19 protein-coding genes are annotated in these 20,951 nt (G+C 68.7%); 15 read left to right on the top strand and 4 right to left on the bottom strand.

Annotated features, from left to right (window positions below; translation table 11 throughout):
• Positions 1-118: 118 nt before the first annotated feature.
• Positions 119-1,093 carry a tRNA pseudouridine(55) synthase TruB gene (gene truB / locus MUN33_RS12490; protein ID WP_244805244.1) on the bottom strand — a complete coding sequence of 325 codons (975 nt, stop codon included), beginning with the start codon at positions 1,091-1,093 and terminating at the stop codon, positions 119-121.
• Between the two features lie 46 nt (positions 1,094-1,139).
• Here truB and MUN33_RS12495 point away from each other — a divergent pair, with 46 nt between their 5' ends.
• The 15 genes from MUN33_RS12495 (at position 1,140) to MUN33_RS12565 (ending at position 19,082) form a co-directional block, all read left to right on the top strand.
• Positions 1,140-2,138 carry a bifunctional riboflavin kinase/FAD synthetase gene (locus MUN33_RS12495; RefSeq protein ID WP_244805245.1) on the top strand — a complete coding sequence of 333 codons (999 nt, stop codon included), beginning with the start codon at positions 1,140-1,142 and terminating at the stop codon, positions 2,136-2,138.
• Between the two features lie 110 nt (positions 2,139-2,248).
• On the top strand, positions 2,249-2,518 hold the full coding sequence (gene rpsO / locus MUN33_RS12500) for a 30S ribosomal protein S15 (RefSeq protein ID WP_244805246.1): 270 nt from the start codon (positions 2,249-2,251) through the stop codon (positions 2,516-2,518).
• Between the two features lie 478 nt (positions 2,519-2,996).
• Positions 2,997-5,234, top strand: a complete 2,238-nt coding sequence (locus MUN33_RS12505; protein ID WP_244805529.1) for a polyribonucleotide nucleotidyltransferase — start codon at positions 2,997-2,999, stop codon at positions 5,232-5,234.
• Positions 5,235-5,305: 71 nt separating this feature from the next.
• The gene (gene dapB / locus MUN33_RS12510) at positions 5,306-6,073 is read left to right on the top strand and encodes a 4-hydroxy-tetrahydrodipicolinate reductase (RefSeq protein WP_244805247.1); all 768 of its coding nucleotides are present in this window, start codon (positions 5,306-5,308) and stop codon (positions 6,071-6,073) included.
• Between the two features lie 8 nt (positions 6,074-6,081).
• Entirely contained in the window at positions 6,082-6,840 is a 759-nt protein-coding gene (gene thyX, locus MUN33_RS12515; protein WP_244805248.1) for an FAD-dependent thymidylate synthase, read from the top strand.
• A 66-nt stretch (positions 6,841-6,906) separates the two neighbouring features.
• Positions 6,907-7,809 carry a 4-hydroxy-tetrahydrodipicolinate synthase gene (dapA, locus tag MUN33_RS12520; RefSeq protein ID WP_244805249.1) on the top strand — a complete coding sequence of 301 codons (903 nt, stop codon included), beginning with the start codon at positions 6,907-6,909 and terminating at the stop codon, positions 7,807-7,809.
• A 7-nt stretch (positions 7,810-7,816) separates the two neighbouring features.
• Entirely contained in the window at positions 7,817-10,003 is a 2,187-nt protein-coding gene (locus MUN33_RS12525) for a ribonuclease J (protein WP_244805250.1), read from the top strand.
• Positions 10,004-10,060: 57 nt separating this feature from the next.
• Positions 10,061-10,675 carry a TIGR03085 family metal-binding protein gene (locus MUN33_RS12530; RefSeq protein WP_244805251.1) on the top strand — a complete coding sequence of 205 codons (615 nt, stop codon included), beginning with the start codon at positions 10,061-10,063 and terminating at the stop codon, positions 10,673-10,675.
• 79 nt (positions 10,676-10,754) lie between these two features.
• Entirely contained in the window at positions 10,755-14,147 is a 3,393-nt protein-coding gene (locus MUN33_RS12535) for an FtsK/SpoIIIE family DNA translocase (RefSeq protein WP_244805252.1), read from the top strand.
• A gap of 170 nt (positions 14,148-14,317) precedes the next feature.
• Complete coding sequence (locus MUN33_RS12540) at positions 14,318-15,481, top strand: TerC family protein (protein ID WP_244805253.1); 1,164 nt, start codon at positions 14,318-14,320, stop codon at positions 15,479-15,481.
• A gap of 159 nt (positions 15,482-15,640) precedes the next feature.
• Positions 15,641-16,189, top strand: coding sequence for a CDP-diacylglycerol--glycerol-3-phosphate 3-phosphatidyltransferase (pgsA, locus tag MUN33_RS12545; protein ID WP_244805530.1), 549 nt, complete (start codon positions 15,641-15,643; stop codon positions 16,187-16,189).
• Positions 16,182-16,775: a CinA family protein gene (locus tag MUN33_RS12550; protein WP_244805254.1), complete on the top strand. Its 594-nt coding sequence runs from the start codon at positions 16,182-16,184 to the stop codon at positions 16,773-16,775. The genes pgsA and MUN33_RS12550 overlap by 8 nt, the downstream gene beginning before the upstream one ends.
• A gap of 125 nt (positions 16,776-16,900) precedes the next feature.
• On the top strand, positions 16,901-17,278 hold the full coding sequence (locus MUN33_RS12555; protein WP_244805255.1) for a helix-turn-helix domain-containing protein: 378 nt from the start codon (positions 16,901-16,903) through the stop codon (positions 17,276-17,278).
• Between the two features lie 66 nt (positions 17,279-17,344).
• Entirely contained in the window at positions 17,345-18,193 is an 849-nt protein-coding gene (locus tag MUN33_RS12560) for a PspA/IM30 family protein (RefSeq protein WP_244805256.1), read from the top strand.
• A 58-nt stretch (positions 18,194-18,251) separates the two neighbouring features.
• Entirely contained in the window at positions 18,252-19,082 is an 831-nt protein-coding gene (locus tag MUN33_RS12565) for a DUF1707 SHOCT-like domain-containing protein (RefSeq protein WP_244805257.1), read from the top strand.
• Here the strand turns inward: MUN33_RS12565 and MUN33_RS12570 are convergent.
• The 3 genes from MUN33_RS12570 to MUN33_RS12580 are packed head-to-tail and all read right to left on the bottom strand — an operon-like array spanning position 19,018 to position 20,950.
• Complete coding sequence (locus tag MUN33_RS12570) at positions 19,018-19,647, bottom strand: energy-coupling factor transporter transmembrane component T family protein (RefSeq protein WP_244805258.1); 630 nt, start codon at positions 19,645-19,647, stop codon at positions 19,018-19,020. The two genes, MUN33_RS12565 and MUN33_RS12570, sit on opposite strands and share 65 nt — an antisense overlap.
• Positions 19,644-20,336, bottom strand: coding sequence for an energy-coupling factor ABC transporter ATP-binding protein (locus tag MUN33_RS12575; protein ID WP_244805259.1), 693 nt, complete (start codon positions 20,334-20,336; stop codon positions 19,644-19,646). Before MUN33_RS12575 ends, MUN33_RS12570 begins: the two co-directional genes overlap by 4 nt.
• Positions 20,333-20,950: a biotin transporter BioY gene (locus MUN33_RS12580; protein ID WP_244805260.1), complete on the bottom strand. Its 618-nt coding sequence runs from the start codon at positions 20,948-20,950 to the stop codon at positions 20,333-20,335. The genes MUN33_RS12575 and MUN33_RS12580 overlap by 4 nt, the downstream gene beginning before the upstream one ends.
• Between the last annotated feature and the right edge of the window lies 1 nt (position 20,951).

Consider the following 20,951-nt stretch of genomic DNA (forward strand, 5'->3'; position numbering starts at 1 on the left):
GTCTGGCAGTGTCTCACTCTGCCACGCTGTGTCTCACTGGTCGGGAGACTCAGTCTCACAGTCTGGCATTGTAGTGTACGTCAGCCCGGAGTGCGGAACCAGGGGGTACCGGCCCGGATCAGTCCATTCCCGCCGGGCGCGCCACGAACACGCTGGCCGCCCGGCGGCCCTTCTCCTCGATGAGGGCGACGGCCCGGCCGTCCGGGGTCACGGCGGCGTGGACGCCCCGGGCGCCGACGGGGGAGAGCCACTTTCCCAGCGACAGTGCGTCCCCGTCCTCCGTGGAGACCTCCCGCACCGGGAAGCACGTGGTCATGGCCTTGTCCAGCGACATCGTCAGCGACGGCGCGGCGTCGGTGTCGTCGCGGACGGCGGACAGCTCGTCGAGGGTCCGCGCGTCCGCGACGTCGAACGGGCCGGCACTGGTACGGCGCAGCGCGGTGAGGTGGCCACCGACGCCGAGTTCCTCGCCGACGTCCCGGGCGATGGAGCGGATGTAGGTGCCGGACGAGCAGTGCACGCTGATGTCGGCCTCGACCACCGGCCCCCGACCCCCGGTGCCAGCCGTGTCCCCGGTCGCCAGGTGGACATCGTGCACGGTGAGATCGTGGACCGTGACCGGACGCTCGGGAAGGACGACGTCCACGCCCTCGCGGACCAGCTCGTGCGCCCGGCGCCCGTTCACCTTGATCGAGCTGACGCTGCTGGGCCGCTGCATGATCTCGCCACGTTGGGCGGCGAAGGCACGGTGGACCCGGTCGGCGGTCAGGGCCGCCAGGTCGTCCGGGGTGGCCTGCGAGAGCACCTCGCCCTCCATGTCGTCGGTCACCGTGGCTGCGCCGAACCGCACGGTGGCGTCGTAGCGCTTGTCGTGGGTGACCACGTGGGCGAGGAATTTCGTGCCCCGTTCGACGCCCACCACGAGCACGCCGGTGGCCATCGGGTCCAGCGTCCCGGAGTGACCGACCCGACGGGTCCCGAAGATGCGCCGACACCGGGAGACCACGTCGTGACTGGTCATTCCGGCGGGCTTGTCGACAACCACGAGGCCGGAGCGGGAGATGATCCCGCCGGCAGATTCTCTTCCAGACATGGAGCACAGTCTAGGTGGCGCCGGGAAGTGTCGTAGTGTGGTGTCCGTGGATATCTGGAACGGACTGGACGAGGTTCCCTCGGACCTCCAGGGCAGCGTGGTGACCATCGGCGTCTTCGACGGGGTGCACCGTGGACACCAGACATTGATCAGGACAGCGGTCGACCGGGCCCGGGAGCTCGGCGTGTCCGCGCTGATGATGACCTTCGACCCTCACCCCACGGTGATCTTCCTGCCCAAGGAGGTTCCACCGCTGCTCGCCACGGTGGAACAGCGCGCGGTGAGTGCCGCGCGGTACGGCATCGACGGAATGGCCGTGGTCGCCTTCGACGACGAGATCATCTCCTGGAGTCCGGAGGAGTACTTCCGACGGGTCATCGTCGACCTGTTCAAGGCGAAGGTCGTCGTCGTGGGCGACAACTTCACCTTCGGCAACCAGGCCGCCGGCACCGCCGAGACGATGCGGGAACTGGGGGAGCGGTACGGAGTGGAGGTGGTCGTCCACGGGCTCCTGAGTGACGGCGACGGTGACGACGCGCACACCGTCTGCTCGTCCTGGATCCGCGGGCAGCTCTCCCGTGGGGACGTCGCCGCGGCCGCCGGGGCCCTCGGGCGTAACTTCACGGTGCGCGGAGTCGTCACCCGCGGCGCCGGACGTGGCGGCGCGGCCCTGGGGTTCCCGACGGCGAACCTGTACTTCCCGGACAGCCAGGCGTTGCCTGCCGACGGCGTCTACGCAGGTGACCTCCGGATCCTGCCGACGCACAAGGACCCCGCCGGGGCCCTCGTGGGGGACATGCCGGTCGACGTCCACCTCCCCGCGGCGATCTCGGTGGGCACCAACCCCACCTTCGGTGACGAGACCCGCAGCGTGGAGGCCTTCGTCCTGGACCACGACGCCGACCTCTACGGGCGTAAGGTGACCGTGAGTTTCGTCGACCACATCCGCGGGATGGAGACCTACGACGGACTCGACGACCTCGTCGAGGCCATCGGCAAGGACGTCGCGGCGACCCGGAGGTTGGTCCCGCGCGAGCGGGGATGATAGTGTCATCCGGTCTGTGACTGTGGTTCGCGGTAGTCACAACGGCGGTCGCCTCCGGGCGTAGCGTCCCCCTCTTTCGCGCGGACTGAAACAACCATCAGGAGACTGACATGGCTCTGACCAAGGACCAGAAGGCCGAGACCCTCAAGGAGTTCGGCGTCCACGAGACCGACACCGGTTCGCCGGAGGCGCAGATCGCGCTGATGACGGTGCGCATCCGTCAGCTGACGGAGCACCTGAAGTTCCACAAGCACGACCACCACTCCCGCCGCGGCCTGCTGCTGCTGGTCGGTCGTCGCAAGCGTCTGCTGAAGTACCTCCAGGAGAACAACGTCGAGCGTTACCGTTCCCTGATCGAGCGCCTGGGACTGCGCCGCTAGGCACACGACCCTGCCGCGCCGGCACCGACCCCGCCCACCGTCACCGACGGTGGGCGGGGTTTCGCGTATGCACCGGGGGAGTGGCGGTGGTCGTGTCGTGGTGTAGGATGATCTGCGGTAATTGTCCAGAACATGAGAATCCGCACCCGAGGCCGGCACCGATGACCGGCACAGGGAAAGAAAAGACGCAGAAGGTATACACATCACCGTGAGCCCGCAGAACGAGAACGACAACCAGGCGACGAACGCCCCCGTGAAGAAGGCACCGGCCAAGAAGACCGCCGCGAAGAAGACGCCCGCGAAGAAGGCCCCGGCCAAGAAGACGGCCGCGGCAAAGAAGGCACCGGCCAAGAAGGCCCCGGTGAAGGCCGCCGAGAAGGCCCCGGCGAAGTCCACCGCGAAAACCACGGAGAAGAAGGCACCCGCCAGTAAGGCCCCGGCCGCCAAGGCGCCGGTCGCACCGACCCACAAGGCTGAACTGATTGACCCGGAGTCCGGCATCTGGGAGTCCACCGCCACCATCGACAACGGTGACTTCGGTACCCGTACGGTCTCCTTCGAGACCGGTCTGCTGGCCCGCCAGGCGGACGGCGCAGTCACCGCCTACCTCGACGACGACACGATGATGCTGTCGACGACGACCGCCTCGAAGAAGCCGAAGGAGAACCTCGACTTCTTCCCGCTGACCGTCGACGTCGAGGAGCGTATGTACGCCGCCGGCCGCATCCCCGGCAGCTTCTTCCGCCGCGAAGGCCGTCCGGGCACCGAGGCCGTCCTGGCCTGCCGTCTGATCGACCGCCCGCTGCGGCCGACCTTCGCCAAGGGTATCCGTAACGAGGTCCAGGTCGTCGTCACCGTCATGTCGATGGACCCCGACGACATGTACGACGTCGTGGCCATCAACGCCGCCTCGGCGTCCACGCAGCTCTCCGGCCTGCCGGTGTCCGGTCCGGTCGGTGGCGTGCGGATGGCACTGGTCGTCGACGAGGCGCATCCCGAGGGCCAGTGGGTCGCCTTCCCGACCCGCCAGCAGCAGGAGCAGGCGGTCTTCGAGCTCGTCGTCGCCGGCCGCGTCGTCGAGCCTGTCCGCAAGGGCCGCAGCCGCCGCAAGCCGGTCCCCGGCGAGAACGTCGCCATCATGATGGTCGAGGCCGGCGCGACCGACTCGGTCGTCGCACGTGTCGCCGAGGGCGCCCCGGCACCCACCGAGGCCGTCGTCGCCCAGGGTATCGACGCCGCGCGTCCGTTCATCGCCGAGCTGTGTGGCGCACAGGCCGCACTGGCCGACGCGGTCGACGCCCAGGCGCGCTCCTTCGAGCTGTTCCCGCCCTTCGGCGAGGACGTCTTCGCCGCCGTCGAGTCCGAGTCCGCCGACAAGCTCGCCGGCATCATGGCCATCGCCGACAAGGCCGAGCGCGACGAGGCCCTGTCCGAGGACATGGCCACCACCGTCGAGGCCCTCGAGGAGCAGTTCGAGGGGCGGACCTCCGAGATCCGCAACGCCCACAACGAGGTGACCCGTCAACTGGTGCGTAACCGCATCCTCACCGACGGTTTCCGCATCGACGGCCGTGACGCCACCGCCATCCGCGACCTCGGCGTGATGATCGACCTGGTGCCCCGGGCGCACGGCTCGGCGCTCTTCGAGCGCGGCGAGACCCAGATCCTGGGCGTGACCACGCTGGACATGCTCAAGATGGAGCAGAGCATCGACAGCCTGGGCCCGGTGGACACCAAGCGCTACATCCACCACTACAACTTCCCGCCGTACTCCACCGGCGAGACCGGACGCGTCGGTTCGCCGAAGCGGCGCGAGATCGGCCACGGCGCACTCGCCGAGCGTGCCCTGGTCCCGGTGATCCCGTCCCGCGAGGAGTTCCCCTACGCCATCCGCCAGGTGTCCGAGGCGCTGAGCTCCAACGGCTCGACGTCCATGGGCTCGGTGTGCGCGTCCACCCTGTCGCTCTACAATGCCGGTGTGCCGCTGAAGGCGCCGGTGGCGGGTATAGCCATGGGCTTGGTCACCGGTGAGGTCGACGGCAAGGAGACCTACGTCACCCTGACCGACATCCTCGGCGCCGAGGACGCCTTCGGCGACATGGACTTCAAGGTCGCCGGCACCGCCGACTTCGTCACCGCACTGCAGCTGGACACCAAGGTCGACGGCATCCCCACCGACGTCCTGGTCTCCGCACTGGGGCAGGCACGCAGCGCCCGCCTCGAGATCCTGTCCACCATGGGTGAGGCCGTGTCCGGGCCGGAGGAGATGAGCGAGTTCGCCCCGCGCATCACCACCGTCAGCGTCCCGCAGAACAAGATCGGTGAGCTGATCGGGCCGAAGGGTAAGACGATCAACCAGATCACCGAGGAGACCGGCGCGAGCATCTCCATCGAGGACGACGGCACCGTCTTCATCTCTGCCGCGGACGGCAAGGCCGCCGAGGCGGCGGTGGAGCGGGTCAACTCCATCGCCAACCCGCAGCTGCCCAAGGTCGGCGACCGGTACCTGGGGACGGTGGTGAAGACGACGGCATTCGGCGCCTTCATCTCGCTGCTCCCGGGCCGCGACGGTCTGATCCACATCTCGAACCTTGGCGGCGACCGTCGGGTCGAGAAGGTCGAGGACGAGGTGTCCGTCGGTGAGGCCCTCGAGGTCGAGATCGCCGACATCGACAACCGCGGCAAGATCTCCCTGGTCCTGGTCGACGCCAGCTGACCGGTCGGACACCCCGGGGCGTCGCCCCACCAGCCACAGCCACCACAGGAATGATTCAGGAGTACATGCACATGACGAAGGTCGGAGTTCTCGGAGCACACGGCAGGGTCGGTACCGCCGTCGTCGCCGCGGTGGAGAAGACGGACGGTCTGGAGCTGTCGGCCGCCCTGGACCACGGGGACGACCTCGCGGCCCTGGTCGACAGCGGAACGGAGGTCGTCGTCGACTTCACCGTCCCGGAGGCCGTCATGGGTAACCTGGAGTTCTGTGTCGCCCACGGTATCCACGCCGTCGTCGGGACGACGGGCTGGACGCCGGAGCGTTACGACACCCTGCGTGGCTGGTTGGCGGACTCGCCGTCCACCGGGGTCCTGGTGGCCCCGAACTTCGCCATCTCGGCGGTGCTCACCATGAAGCTCGCGGAGATCGCCGCGCCCTACTTCGATTCCGCCGAGGTCATCGAACTGCACCACCCCAACAAGAAGGACGCTCCGTCCGGGACGGCCGTCCACACGGCCGAAGGGGTGGCACGGGCCCGCCGGGCCGCCGGCCTGGGCGCACAGCCGGACGCCACCGACCAGTCGTTGGACGGTGCCCGTGGTGCCGACGTCGACGGCGTCCCGGTGCACGCGGTGCGGATGACCGGCATGGTCGCCCACGAGCAGGTCATCTTCGGCGCCGCCGGACAGACCCTGACCATCAAGCAGGACTCCTACGACCGGGAGTCCTTCGTCCCGGGTGTCCTGCTGGGTGTCGACAAGATCGCCGGTACGCCGGGGCTGACCGTGGGTCTCGAGAAGTTCCTCGGGCTGGACACCCTCGGCGTCCCCGCCGAGTAGTTCCGCCGATGCCCACCACCTCGGAATTCTCCGCCAGGCTGATCTCGCAGACCACGTTCATCCCCCCGGAGGACGTCCCCTGGGAGCCGTCCCCGGCGGGCGGGGACGCCTCGAACCTCGTCGAGTTCGCCGGTCGTGCGTGTTACGAGACGTGGGACCGTCCGAACCCGCATACCGCGGAGAACGACGCCTACGTCCGGCACATCCTCGACGTCGGTCACCTGAGCCTGCTGGAGCACGCCTCCGCGGGGGTGTACCTGCGTGGGGTGTCCCGCTCGTGCGCACACGAGATCATGCGGCACCGGCACTTCTCCTTCAGCCAGCTGTCCCAGCGCTACGTCCCCGCGGAGCAGTCGGAGGTGGTGGTGCCCGACGCCGTCGCCGCCGACCCGGAGATCGCCGAACTCCTGCTCCACGCCACCGACGTCGCACGGGACGCCTATGAGGAACTCCTGGAGGCGATCGAGGCACGGACCACCGGCGAGTCCAACTCCGTGCTGCGGGCGAAGCAGGCCCGCCAGGCGGCACGCGCGGTACTGCCGAACGCGACCGAGACCCGCTTCGTGATGACCGGGAACATGCGTTCCTGGCGTCATTTCATCGGCATGCGTGCCGCAGAGCACGCCGACCCGGAGATCCGGCGGGTCGCGGTGCGGTGTCTCGGGCTGCTCCGGGGGGTCAGTCCGGAGATCTTCGACGATTTCACGATCACCGAACTTCGGGACGGCAGCCTGATGGCGACCAGCCCTTACGTCGCCGACATCTGACCGCACCGGCGCGTCGGCGGGGGTCCTGGTACACATCGGGGTCCATGGGCGGTAACCTATGCTGACATGAGCACAGGTATGACAGCGACAAGAGGAGCCGAGTTCTTCGGCACGGTCTCTGTGGCGATGGTGACGCCCTTCACGAAGGACGGCAGCATCGACCTGGACGCCGGAGTGTCCCTGGCGGGGCACCTGGTCGACCAGGGTTGCGACGCTCTTGTTCTGAGCGGCACCACCGGTGAATCCCCCACGGTGCGTCCCTCGGAGAAGATCGACCTGCTCAAGGCGGTCCGCGCCGAGCTCGGTGACAGGGTCAAGCTTGTCGCCGGAAGCGGGACCTACAGCACCGCGGACTCCGTGGAGCTGTCGAAGGCATCGGCTGCTGCCGGTGCGGACGGCCTACTCGTGGTCACCCCCTACTACTCCCGACCGAGTCAGGAGGGGCTCTACCGGCATTTCACCGCGGTCGCGGATGCGGTGGACACCCCGATCTGCCTCTACGACATTCCGTCGAGGTCCGTGGTCCCGATCGAGACCGACACGATCCGTCGTCTCGCCGACCACCCGAACATCCTGGCGGTCAAGGACGCCAAGGGTGATCTTCCCGCGGCGATGCAGCTGCTGGAGGAGACGGAACTGGCGTGGTACTCCGGGGATGACCCGTTGAACGTGCCGTGGCTCGCCGTCGGCGCAACCGGCATGATCTCCGTGATCGGACATGTCGCCGCCGCACAGCTGCGCGCTCTCCGCGACGCCGTCGACGCCGGTGACATCACCGGTGCCCGGTCGATCGCCAACCGCCTGACCCCCCTGACCCGTGCCCAGGCACGGCTCGGTGGGGTGGCATTCGCCAAGGCGGCACTCACACTCCAAGGAATTGAGGTGGGCGCACCGCGCCTGCCCATCATCGAGCCCACGTCGGCGGAGATAGACCGACTGGCAGAAGACCTGCGAGACGCAGGGGTATAAGGACACTATGACTGAGAACCGTTCCCGGGCACGCAAGGTGACCCGGAAGGCAGCTCCGCCGAGCGCTGACACCAGTGCCGCGGACGTGACCGCCACCTTCAACGACGGCGGCCAGGCGGCCGCCGCCGATGCGCAGACCACCGACACCACCGCGTCGTCGTCCGACGCCGGCTCGTCGGACACCGACAGGAACTCCGGCAACGGTGCCGGAGGCAACCGCTCGCGCTCGCGCCGTTCACGCGGCCGGGGCAACGGCGGCAGCGGCAACAACGGCAACAACAACGGCGGCGGCAACAACGGCTCCGCCAACGGCGGCAACAACCGTGGCCGTGGTGGCCGGGGCCAGGGCGGCCAGAACAACCAGGGTAACCAGGGCGGTGGCAACCGTGGCCGTGGGAACCGCAACAACCAGGGCGGCGACCGCCGTCGCAACGCCGTGCAGACGATGCAGGGCGCGGACCTGACCCAGCGGCTGCCGAAGCCGCCGAAGGCGCCGAAGGACGGCCTGCGGATCATCGCCCTGGGCGGTATCTCCGAGATCGGCCGCAACATGACCGTCTTCGAGTACCACAACCGCATCATCATCATCGACTGCGGTGTGCTGTTCCCCTCGTCGGGTGAGCCGGGCGTGGACCTGATCCTGCCGGACTTCTCCTACCTCGACGACAAGTGGGACCGGGTCGAGGCCCTGGTCGTCACCCACGGTCACGAGGACCACATCGGCGCGATCCCGTGGATGCTGAAGCAGCGTGCGGACATCCCGATCATCGGTTCCCGCTTCACCTGTGCGCTGATCGCCGCGAAGTGCCAGGAGCACCGTCTGCGCCCGAAGCTGATCGAGGTCGACGACACCTCCCACGAGAGCCGCGGCCCGTTCGACATCCGCTTCTTCAACGTCGGCCACTCCATCCCGGAGTGCCTCGGTGTCGCACTGAAGACCGGTGCGGGACTGGTCGTCCACACCGGCGACGTGAAGCTGGACCAGACGCCCGCGGACGGTCGTCCGACCGACCTGCCGGCGCTGTCGCGCTTCGGCGACGAGGGCATCGACCTGTTCCTCTGCGACTCCACGAACGCCACCACGCCGGGGGTCTCGCCCTCGGAGGCGGCGATCGGCCCGAACCTGCGCCGCATCGTCACCGAGGCGAAGCAGCGCGTCATCATCGCCTCCTTCGCCTCCAACGTCGCCCGCGTGCAGATGGCCGTCGACGCGGCCGTGGCCGCCGGGCGCAAGGTCGCCTTCAACGGGCGGTCGATGATCCGCAACATGGAGATCGCCGAGCGTCTCGGTCTGCTGACCGCGCCGCGCGGCACCATCGTCACCATGGACGAGGCCAGCCGGATGGCACCGCACAAGGTCGTGCTGATCACCACCGGTACCCAGGGTGAGCCGATGGCGGCCCTGTCCCGGATGGCGCGGCGCGAGCACCGCCAGATCACCGTCCGACCGGGCGACCTGATCGTCCTGTCGTCCTCGCTGGTGCCGGGTAACGAAGAGGCGGTGTTCGGGGTCATCAACATGCTGTCCCAGATCGGCGCCGAGGTCATCACCGGCAAGGACGCCATGGTGCACACCTCCGGCCACGGCTACTCCGGCGAGCTGCTGTTCCTCTACAACGCCGCCCGTCCGCGCAACGCGATGCCCGTGCACGGCGAGTGGCGCCACCTGCGTGCCAACCGCGAACTGGCGATCTCCACCGGCGTGGCACGTGACCACACGGTGCTGGCGCAGAACGGTGTCGTCGTCGACCTCGTCAACGGCCACGCCTCGGTTGTCGGGCAGATCCCGGTCGGCAACCTGTACGTCGACGGCGTCACCATGGGCGACGTCGGAGCCGAGGAGCTCGAGGACCGTACCGCGATGTCCGAGGGCGGCCTGATCTCGGTGACGGTCGTCATCGACAACCGCACGGGTCGACCGCTCGAGGACCCGCAGGTCCAGGCGCGTGGCTTCTCGGACTCCTCGAAGGACATGATGCGGCAGGTCGCGGAGCTGGTCGACAACGTGATGCTCGACCTCTCCGGCCAGGGCGAGAACGACCCCTACCGGATGGCGCAGACGCTGCGCCGCAAGGTCGGTAAGTTCGTCAAGGACAAGTGGAAGCGCGAGCCGTTCATCGTGCCCACCGTGGTCCCGATGACCAGCGAGATCGTCGAGGAGCTCGACCCGGAGGATCACGTGCCGTCCCTGTAGGGCGCACCGTTCGATCCCCGAGACGGTCCGTCGGATGTCGGCGTAGCATCGGGAGGCATGACAGTCTCCCACGATGAACGCCAGGCACTGGCGGACCTTCTGTTGTCCCTGGGGCCGGACGCGCCGACCCTGTGCGAGGGGTGGACGACCCGTGACATGGCCGTCCACCTGGTCCTGCGGGAGTACCGTCCGGACGCGATGGCCGGGATGTTCCTGCCGCCGCTCGGTGGGCACCTGGATACCCTGACCCGGCGGTACCGGGAACGGGACTACGCCGAGCTCGTGGAGCTCTACCGTGCCGGTCCGCCGGTCTGGAACCCGATGCGGCTCGGCGACCGGTTCATCAACCTCGGCGAGAACGTCGTGCACCACGAGGACGTCCGACGTGGGGGAGGGGAGTGGAGCCCACGCGACCTGCCGCGGCACATGAGGGACACCCTGTGGGCCGCGGTCCGGCAGATCGCCCGCGGCCTGATCCGTGGTTCCGGGGTCGCCGTCACACTGGTCCGGACCGACGGGGCGGGCGAATCGGTGACGGTGGGGAAGGGCACTCCCGGGGTGACCGTGACCGGGGAGGCCTGCGAACTGCTCCTGTGGATTTACGGGAGAATCAAGGACTGTGACGTGACCGTGGAGGGCGACGAGGACGCCGTCCGGCGGATCAGCCTCTGACCGACGGTGTTGTGCGTGTCACTGGTGTGACGCGTGTTGCGACTGTTAATGGTGGTGTTCTCGGGCTAAACTGGCGCGCATGTCAACGACCAGTCGCACGCGTACCTCTCCCGGGACCACGTCCCGGCGCTCCACTGGGCGTTCCACCCGTCCCTCGGCAGGCTCGTCGACGAAATCGGCCGCAGCCACTGCCCGTACACGGCGGGCGCCCTCGTACGACACCACCGACTTCGAACGTACCGGCGGGGCTTTCGGTGCCGTCGGTTCCTCGGTGGGGTCGATGGTCGGGGGAATGTCGCGTGGACTGGGCGGCCTGGTGCGTAAGTTGTCCGTGAAGGTCCCCGACGCCCCCCATGCGGACGAGCCGGCGGCAGACCACGACACGCCGGACGAGCTGCCGACCACGGTCCTGGACCGTGCGAACGCCAGAAAGAAGAAGTCACGCGGGCAGTCGAAAGGAGCGGACGCGGACGTGGACCAGCCGGGTACACCGGAGGACGGGGATCCGACGACAGAACACGAGGACACCGGCCAGGACGGCCGGGTGCGTGTGGGCGGTCACTCCGACGGCCCCGCCCTGGGTGCCCTCGCCCTGGCGCTGATCGTCGCCGGAACGTCCTGGTTCGGCGTCGGAGGCGCAGTCGGTGGCGGCATCGACTTCCTGCTGACCTACGTCATCGGTGCGGCGGCGCTGCTGGTACCGGTCCTGCTGGTCGGTGCCGCATGGGTGCTGATGGTGGGCGTGGAGACCACCCAACGTTCACGGGTACGGCTCGGCATCGGTGTCGGCATTATCGTCCTCGCTGTGCTGGGGATCATCCACATCCTGGCCGGACAGCCCGGGACGGTCGAGAACCGCGCGGCGGCCGGCGGTATCGTCGGTCAGTTCGTCGGGACCCCGATGGCGGTGGGTTTCAGCGAGTACGTCGCTGTCCCGCTGCTGGTGATGGTGATCGTCTACGGCGGCCTGCAGCTGACCGGAATGACGGTCAAGCAGCTCGTCGGTGCCCTGGCCGGCTGGCTGGGGTACCGGGCCCGTGGGCACCGCGGCGGCGACGCCGACTACGCCGGTGACGCAGGCTACGACGAGTACGACGAGTACGACGACTACGCGTCGGTGGACCGTGAGCTCGAGGATGCGGTACGGCATGACCGCGCGCCGCAGGCGACGTCGCGCAGCCGTCGCGGCGGGGCGGCGTCCGCGCGTGAGACGGGGCGCCGCCCGGTGCCCGGCACCGCCCGTCCCTCGCGGGCGGCGAGCCCGATGGACAACTACCCGCTGGATCCGGGTGCCGACGACGAGGCCACCCTCGTCTTCCGTGGGAGCGGCGCCACGGTGTCTGCGGCGGACGCTGTGGACCACCCGGACGAGGTGGACGACGCCGACGGGCTCGACGCCCCGACCCTGGACGGTTCGGCGACCCCTGCACCGCGCGCCGCGAGCGCCCCCGTCCCGGCACGCCGCGCACGCCCGGCTGTGGACAAGGACACGTCCATCGACGACGACCTGTTCGCGTCGCCCGGCGCTGAGGCGGCCGCGGGGCCGGCGGTCCAGCCGACGCAGCGGATCCGTCCGACCCAGGCACCGCAGGGCGGACAGCAGGCGGAGGCGGCCCGTGACGGCGACGGGGAGACGACGGCGGCAGACGAGCGCGAGGAGATGCGGCGCCGCATCCTCGCCCGGTCCGGTCCGGCCGTCACCCCGGTGGCGGCTGCGGCGACCGCCGAGGCGACCCCCGGGTCGGAAGGCGGGGACGCCGGGGACCACGACGGACCCGACAGTGCCGTCACCTCGGCGGAATACCTCCTGCCGTCCACGGAACTGCTCGTGCCCGGTGAGGCGGCGAAGACCCACAGTGCGGCCAACGACCGCATGATCGAGGCGATCACCGAGGTCTTCGAGGAATTCAAGATCGACGCGCAGGTCACCGGTTTCTCCCGGGGGCCGACGGTGACCCGGTACGAGATCGAACTGGGCCCGGGTGTGAAGGTCTCGAAGATCACCAACCTCCAGTCCAACCTCGCCTACGCCGCGGCCACCGACAACGTCCGTCTCCTCACGCCCATCCCCGGCAAGTCGGCGGTGGGCATCGAGGTGCCCAACATCGACCGTGAGATGGTGCGGCTCGGCGACGTCCTCACCGCCCCCAACGTCAGCGGCGACGCCGACCCGATGCTCATCGGCCTAGGTAAGGACATCGAGGGGACGTTCGTGGCCCACTCGATCCAGAAGATGCCGCACCTGCTGGTCGCGGGTTCGACCGGCTCGGGTAAGTCCGCCTTCGTCAACTCCCTGCTCGTGTCATTGCTGACCCGCGCCACCCCGGAGGACGTGCGCCTGATCCTCATCGACCCGAAGATGGTGGAGCTGACCCCCTACGAGGGGATCCCGCACCTGGTCACGCCGATCATCACGCAGCCGAAGAAGGCGGCCGCAGCGCTGACCTGGCTGGTCGAGGAGATGGAGCAGCGGTACATGGACATGAAGTCCACCCGCGTGCGCCACATCAAGGACTTCAACCGCAAGGTGAAGTCCGGTGAGATCACCACCCCGGCGGGGTCGGAGCGCGAGTACCGTCCGTACCCGTACATCGTGTGCGTGGTCGACGAGCTCGCCGACCTGATGATGACCGCGCCCAAGGAGATCGAGGACGCGATCGTGCGCATCACCCAGAAGGCGCGTGCCGCGGGTATCCACCTGGTGCTCGCGACCCAGCGTCCGTCGGTGGACGTGGTCACCGGTCTGATCAAGACCAACGTCCCGTCCCGCCTGGCGTTCGCGACGTCCTCGCTGACCGACTCCCGGGTGATCCTCGACCAGGGTGGCGCCGAGAAGCTGATCGGCATGGGTGACGGGCTGTTCATCCCGCAGGGCGCCGGTAAGCCGCTGCGTATGCAAGGCGCGTTCGTCACCGACGAGGAGGTCCAGGCCGTCGTCGACGCGGCCAAGGACCAGGCGGAGCCCGAGTACACCGACGGCGTCACCGAGGACAAGGCGGCCGAGTCGAAGAAGGACATCGACCCGGACATCGGCAACGACCTGGAGGATCTGCTGCAGGCGGTGGAGCTGGTCGTCACCAGCCAGTTCGGGTCGACCTCCATGCTGCAGCGCAAGCTGCGGATCGGTTTCGCCAAGGCCGGCCGGCTCATGGACCTCATGGAGACCCACGGTGTCGTCGGCCCGTCGGAGGGGTCGAAGGCGCGGGACGTACTGGTCAAGCCGGAGGAGCTGGACACCGTCATCTGGATGCTCAAGGGTGCCGACCCCGCGGAGGCACCCAAGGAGCTGCAGGGCGACCCGGTCCCGGAGTACGACGACTACGGCGACGGCGGCTACGAGGACGCCGCGGACGCCGGCCCGGTCGGCTACTCCGGCCAGGACAATGACGCCACCGGGGAGATCCCGGTCGTCGACGACGGTCAGACGAGGGTGGTCCGGGCGGACTCCTCGCACACGACGGGTGCGTTCTAGCTGGTTTCTGGTAGAGTGCTGTCCTGTCAGGAGGGGAGTACCCCGCCCACGGCACTGATCGTCAACACGGTGACCGCCTTCGGTCCCCCGGTCGTGCCGGCCATCTGGAGTTGACTCCGGTGGTGGGGGAGACCTCCGGTCAACCAAGCCGACCGGAGGTCTTTACCGTCATGGAAGTGAACACTCTCACCTGGGTCATCACGATCGCGGTGATCGCAGGATTCTTCATCTTCGATTTCTACGCCCACGTGCGTACCCCCCATTCCCCCTCCATCAAGGAATCCGCCTGGTGGAGCCTCTTCTACGTCGCGCTCGCCTGTGCTTTCGGCGTGTTCCTCTGGTTCACCTGGGGTGAACCGGGTGACCCCCACGGCCACGGCGTCGAGTTCTTCACCGGCTACGTGACGGAGAAGGCACTGAGCGTGGACAACCTGTTCATCTTCGCGCTGATCATGGGCACGTTCAAGGTGCCCCGTCAGTACCAGCAGAAGGTGCTGTTGATCGGTATCGCCCTGGCGCTGATCTTCCGCGGTGTCTTCATCGCCTTCGGTGCGGCCGCCATCGAGGCCTGGTCGGACGTGTTCTACCTCTTCGGCATCTGGCTGCTGTGGACCGCCTACACGGTGATCCGCGACGAGGTGTCGGACGAGCCCGCCCGTGACCCCAGTGACATGAAGCTGATCAAGGTCCTGAACAAGGCCGTGCCCGTCTCCGACGACTACAGCGGCGACCGGCTGCTGGTGCGTCGCCTCGGCAAGCTGACCGTCACCCCGCTGCTCGTCTGCCTCGTCGCCATCGGCATGACCGACCTGATGTTCGCCCTGGACTCGATCCCCGCCATCTACGGCATCACCCAGGAGCCGTACATCGTCTTCACCACCAACGCCTTCGCCCTGCTGGGCCTGCGGCAGATGTACTTCCTGCTCGACGGTCTGCTCGACCGTCTGGTCTACCTGCCCTACGGCCTGGGCATCATCCTGGCGTTCATCGGCGTCAAGCTCGTCCTGCACGCCCTGCACGAGAACGGCCTGCCCTTCATCAACGGCGGCGAGCCGGTGCACGACGCACCGGAGGTCCAGACGGTCGTCTCCCTGCTCGTGATCGTCGGTGTGCTGACGGTGACCGTGCTCGCCAGCCTCTGGAAGTCGAAGCGGGACGGCGGCAAGAACGACGCCGACGCCGACTCTGGTGCCGCTGACGCCGGTGCTGCGGATGCTGCAGCTGCTCCGGCCACTGCGGACAGCGTGGGCGCCGACCGCGCCGGTGACGGTGCCGCAGGCACCACCGGAGTGGCCGAGGCGTCCGACACCAGCGGTGACCCGGACCGCAACTGACACAGGCGGCCGTCGGTGCACCATCTCCTACGGCTGCTGGGTAGGATGTGAAGCGTGCAAGAGACGCAGAACACTGACGGCAGGGACGACCACGGCAGTCACGGTGTAGCCACCGGTGCCGGAAGGTCCCAGTTCGGTCGTGCCGTCCACCGGTACAACCTGCCGAACGTCCTGACCACCGTCCGGATCGTCCTGATCCCGGTCTTCGTGTGGTTGTTGCTCGCCGCCGGCCCGTTGGCGGGGGACAGGGAGCTCGACAGCGGGTTGCGTTGGTGGGCCCTCCTGGCCTTCTGTGTGCTGATGGCGACCGACCAGCTGGACGGGTTCCTGGCCCGCCGCTACGAGGTCATCACCGACTACGGGAAACTCGCCGACCCGATCGCCGACAAGGCGCTGATGATCTCGGCGCTGGTCTCCCTGAACCTCCTGGGCGACCTCTGGTGGTGGGTGACCGTCGTCATCGTCGTGCGGGAGCTCGGGATCACCGTGTGGCGGATGGTCCTGGCACGGAAGGGCAAGGTCGTGCCCGCCTCCAAGGGGGGCAAGCTCAAGACGGTGCTGCAGACCCTGGCGGTCGCCATGGTGATCGCCCCGCTGCCCGGGTGGACGAACTGGCTGACGTACCCGCTGGTCGGGCTCGCTGTCCTGGTGACCGTGGTGACCGGCGTGCAGTACCTCCTCGACTCCCGGAACCGCCCCGATGCCTGAGGCCACCGGCCCGTCCCTGTCGGGGATCCTCGCCCGTCGCCTCGTGTCGTCGGGCGCGTCTGCCAGGGTCACGGTGGCCACCGCCGAATCATTGACCGCCGGCGAGATCGCTGCGACGATCGCCGCGGTCCCCGGAGCCTCCGCTGTCCTGCGGGGCGGACTCGTCGTCTACGCGACCGACCTCAAGGAGACGCTCGCCGGCGTCGACGGCGCGCTCCTGGCCACGAGAGGTCCCGTCGACCCTGATGTCGCCCGGGGCCTGGCCAAGGGTGCGGCCACCCGCTGCGGTGCCGACATCGGACTGGGGGTCACCGGGGTCGCGGGCCCCGACAGTCAGGACGGTCATCCGGTGGGGGAGGTCTACATCGCCGTCTGGTCGCCGCCGCGCCAGGGGGAGGACGCGATCGACCATGTGGTGTCTCTCGACGACGTCGAGGTCTCCGGTAGGGTCGGCGACTCCTCGGGGACGGTGTCCGATCGACGGGCACTGATCCGCTCGGCGACGACCGCGCGCGCCCTGTCCCTGGCGGTCGACGCCGTCGACGCCCTGGACGCCCTCACCGCGGTGGACGAGGACGGCCACTGACGCCGTGCCATGTCCCCGGGGTGCCGGCCCGGGACAGGGGAATGCGGGTGCCGGTGACGGCGACGTCGACGGTGGTCTAGACTTGACCGGGAACAAAAAGGGATCCCCAACCGTTGGAGACGGTGATGGCAAAGAACACTTCGGTACTCGAGAAAGAACGGCCGGACGTCGATCTGGCGGGCGTCGACACGGTCCCGACCCCACTCGCCGAACCTCTCCTGCGCGAGGCACTGGGGGCGACACTGCGCGGATTCCGGGAGGATTCCCACCGGACACTCCGCGAGCTGGCTGTCGCCGCCAACGTCAGCCCGGGCTACCTCTCGGAACTCGAGCGTGGCCGTAAAGAGGTGTCCTCGGAGCTGCTGGCCAGCGTCTGCATGGCACTGGGCATCCGGGTGTCCCAGGTGATCATCGAGGCCGCGGCGATGATGGCGTTCGACGCGGCTGCCGCCGAACTGACTGCGGCAACACCGGTCGAACCGGTGTCCGTGGCCTCCCACTGATATACTTTCCAGGTTCACAACAACCCTGCGACCGCCCCGCCCCGTCCGAAGGAGACGTTCAGACTCATGGCAAACCCGTTCTCAAAGGCCTGGAAGTACCTCATGGCCCTGTTCGACTCGAAGATCGAGGAGAACGCGGACCCCAAGGTGCAGATCGAGCAGGCCATCCGTGAGGCGCAGAACCAGCACCGGCAGCTGTCGCAGCAGGCGGCCGCGGTCATCGGTAACCAGCGGCAGCTCGAGATGAAGCTCAACCGCCAGCTGGCGGAGATCGAGAAGCTGCAGGCGAACACGAAGCAGGCGCTCACACTCTCCGACAAGGCGCGTGCCGAGGGCGACAACCAGAAGGCGGTCGAGTACGAGAACGCCGCGGAGGCGTTCGCCGCACAGCTGGTCACCGCGGAGCAGTCCGTGGAGGACATGAAGCAGCTGCACGACCAGTCCCTGCAGCAGGCGGACCAGGCGAAGAAGGCCGTGGAGCGCAACTCCATGCAGCTGCAGCAGAAGGTGGCCGAGCGCACCAAGCTGCTGAGTCAGCTCGAGCAGGCGAAGATGCAGGAGAAGGTCGCGGAGTCGCTGCAGTCGATGGACCGTGCCGCCAGTGCGGATTCCCCGAACCTCGACCAGGTGCGGGAGAAGATCGAGCGCCGTTACTCCAACGCACTGGGGCAGGCCGAGCTCGCGGAGAACTCCGTCCAGGGTCGTATGGCTGAAGTCGAGCAGGCCGGCGTGCGCATGGCCGGTCATTCCCGCCTGGAGCAGCTCCGTGCCGAGATGAGCGGTGCCGACAACGGCCAGAACGCCGTGGCCGGCGGCGCCGGCGCGCAGCACGCCATCAACCAGGCACAGCCCCAGGCCCAGGCGGTCAACAACGACGCGGTCGCACAGAAGATGCGGGAGCTCCGCGGCGAGTAGCGGCTCCGCCTGCTGTCGGGGACTGGGACAGCGGGCCGGGTGGGGTAGTGTTCGTCACATGGCGACACAGCGTGACCGTATATCCGGAACGGACGGGGAGCGGTCCCTGCGCGCCACAACAGCAGACAGGGAGCGTGTCCTGGCGGAGCTGTCCGATGCGACAGCCCGCGGGCAGATCGACCTGGGGGAGTTCGATGAACGGTCCGCGGTGGCCTGGAGCACGCCGTCGCGTGCAGGCCTCGCCGATCTGGTGGCCGATATCGTCGTCGACCCGATGGCGGTCGTTCTCGGAGACATGCCCGGTGTGGCTCTGCCGCAGCCGGACCGACGGTCCACGGGCCTGACACCGGTCCATGGGGCGACGCCGGGCGTCGGGGCGGTGGACGCCCGCACCACCGGTAGACCGGGTTCCGCCTGGACCGTCGCGGTGATGTCGGACGCCGGGAAAAAGGGGGAATGGGCCTGCAGCCGCTCACACCGGGTGGCGGCGGTCATGGGTGGAGCCCTCGTCGACCTCCGTGACGCCGTCTTCGAGGCGCCGGAGACGGTGATCACCGTGACCGCGGTGATGGGCGGGGTCCAGGTGCTCGTGCCGGAGGACGTGCGCGTCGTCGAGCACGGTCTTGGACTGATGGGCGGTTTCACCAGTGCGCGCGCGACGTCGGTGACACGGAGTTCACGTGACCTGCCGGGGGATGCCCCGTGGTCCGGGTGCGCGGTGTCGCCGTCATGGGTGGTGTGGAAGTCAGGCGTGTGCCTCGCCGTAGGAGGGAGATCACGGGCTCCTGAGACGGCACGGCCGCGTGTGCCGTCGCCCCGGGGATTCAGTCTGCCGCGCCGCGGGCCCGCAGGGCGTCGGCGATTCCCCGGGCACGCAGTATCGACCTGACGATCACCGGTACCCCGAACGCGGTCAGGGACAGTCCGACGGAGGGGTTTCCGCGGGCACGCCGTGCGTCCAGGACGTCGTTGACCGCCTGGACCTGCAGGGGGATCAGCCGGATCGCCAGCGTCAGCGCGAGGCTGACCTGGTCGACCGGGACCCCCAGGCGGGCGGTGGGCGTCAGCAGCCGGTCGAAGGTGTCCATCAGCTCGGAGACACGGGTGGTGAGGGTGAGGGTGAGGGCAGCGCTGACGGCGGCGAACAGGACGAGCACCATGGTGACCGCCTGGTGTCCGTCCGTCCTCCACCAGAGCATGAGCCCGAGGAACACGAGAAGCGGCAGGGCGCCGTTCAGCTGCCGGGCCATGAGCCGGGGCGGGATGCGCCCGACGAGTACGGCCAGGGCGACGAGTCCGACGGAGATGACGCCGCCGACCCAGGTGGCGACCGTGACCGCGGAGACCACGAGGAAGACGCCGAGCACGGCCAGCTTGACCCCGGGGGTGGTGCGGTGCAGTGGGGAGTCGCCGGGGAAGTAGACCCCGAGGGGGACACGGGACGGGCTGATCATGGTGCCGTCGCCTCCTCCATCCGGCGGACATAGGTGGCGATGACCTGGTCCGGACGGCCGTCGTCCACGATGCGGCCCCGGTCCACGCAGAGCGTGCGGTCGGCGTCGGCGGCGAGTTCGAGGTCGTGGGTCACGGTGATGACCTGTTGGGAGAGCCCGTCCAGGGTCTTCCGGAGCTTGTTGCGGTTGACCAGGTCGAGCAGGCACGACGGTTCGTCGGCGACGATGACCTCGGGGGAGAGGGCCGTGATGGAGGCCAGCGCCAGCATCTGCTTCTCTCCGCCGGAGAGGTGGTGGGGCGACTGTTCGTCCTTGCCCTGCAGCCCCACCGCCGCCAGGGCACCGGCGACACGGTCCTTGACCTCGGCACGGGTGAGCCCGGTTCCGCGCAGGGAGAACGCGACATCCTCGGCGACGGTGGGCATGATGATCTGGTTGTCGGGGTCGGAGAAGAGGAACCCGACTGCGCCGCGTACCTTGCGGCCCCGTCGGCCGACCGGCACACCGCCGACCGTCACGGTGCCGGAGCTCGCCGGGGTCAGTCCGTTGATCATCCGGATCAGCGTGGATTTCCCGGAGCCGTTCGCGCCAATGACGCTGACCCGTTGTTCGGTGAGGTCCAGGGTGACCGGGTGCAGGATCGTCCGGCCGTCGACGGTGACGGTCGCGTCGCGGTAGTTGACGGTCACTGGACCGCCCCCGCGTGCCGCCGGGACGGCACCAGGTCGGGGACGGCGCGCAGGACGGCTGCGGCGATCAGCGCGGCGACGACGACCTTGACGACGTCGCCGGGGATGAAGGGCGCGTTCGACGCCAGGGCACCGGCGAAGTCCATGCCGGTGCGGAACACCAGCCCGATGCTGCCGCAGAGATACTGGACGCACACACCGAGGAGTCCGGCGACGACGAAGACCACGGTCCGGGCGAGGTGCTGCCGTGGCGCGACGCTGGCGACCAACCCGATGACGAGGGCGGACACGACGTACCCCACGACGTAGCCGACCGTCGGGCCCGCGACGGCGGCGAGTGCGGGCTTCCATCCCGCCATGTTCGGGACACCGACGAAGCCGACGGCGATGAACAGGGCGACGGCGATGGTGCCGCGTCTCCAGCCCAGGATCATCGCCGTCAGGGCGACGCCCATGTTCTGCAGGACGACGGGGACCCCGAGGGACCCGACAGGGACGGTGACGCCGCCGAGGACGATGATCAGGGCGGCGAAGGTCGCCATAAGCGCGATGTCGGTGGCCGTGATCCGGCGTGCGGCGACGTCGGTCCGTCGCCGGGTCGGTGAGTTCATCATG

Source organism: Corynebacterium kalidii, assembly GCF_022869005.1.
GTDB classification, from domain to species: Bacteria; Actinomycetota; Actinomycetes; order Mycobacteriales; family Mycobacteriaceae; genus Corynebacterium; species Corynebacterium kalidii.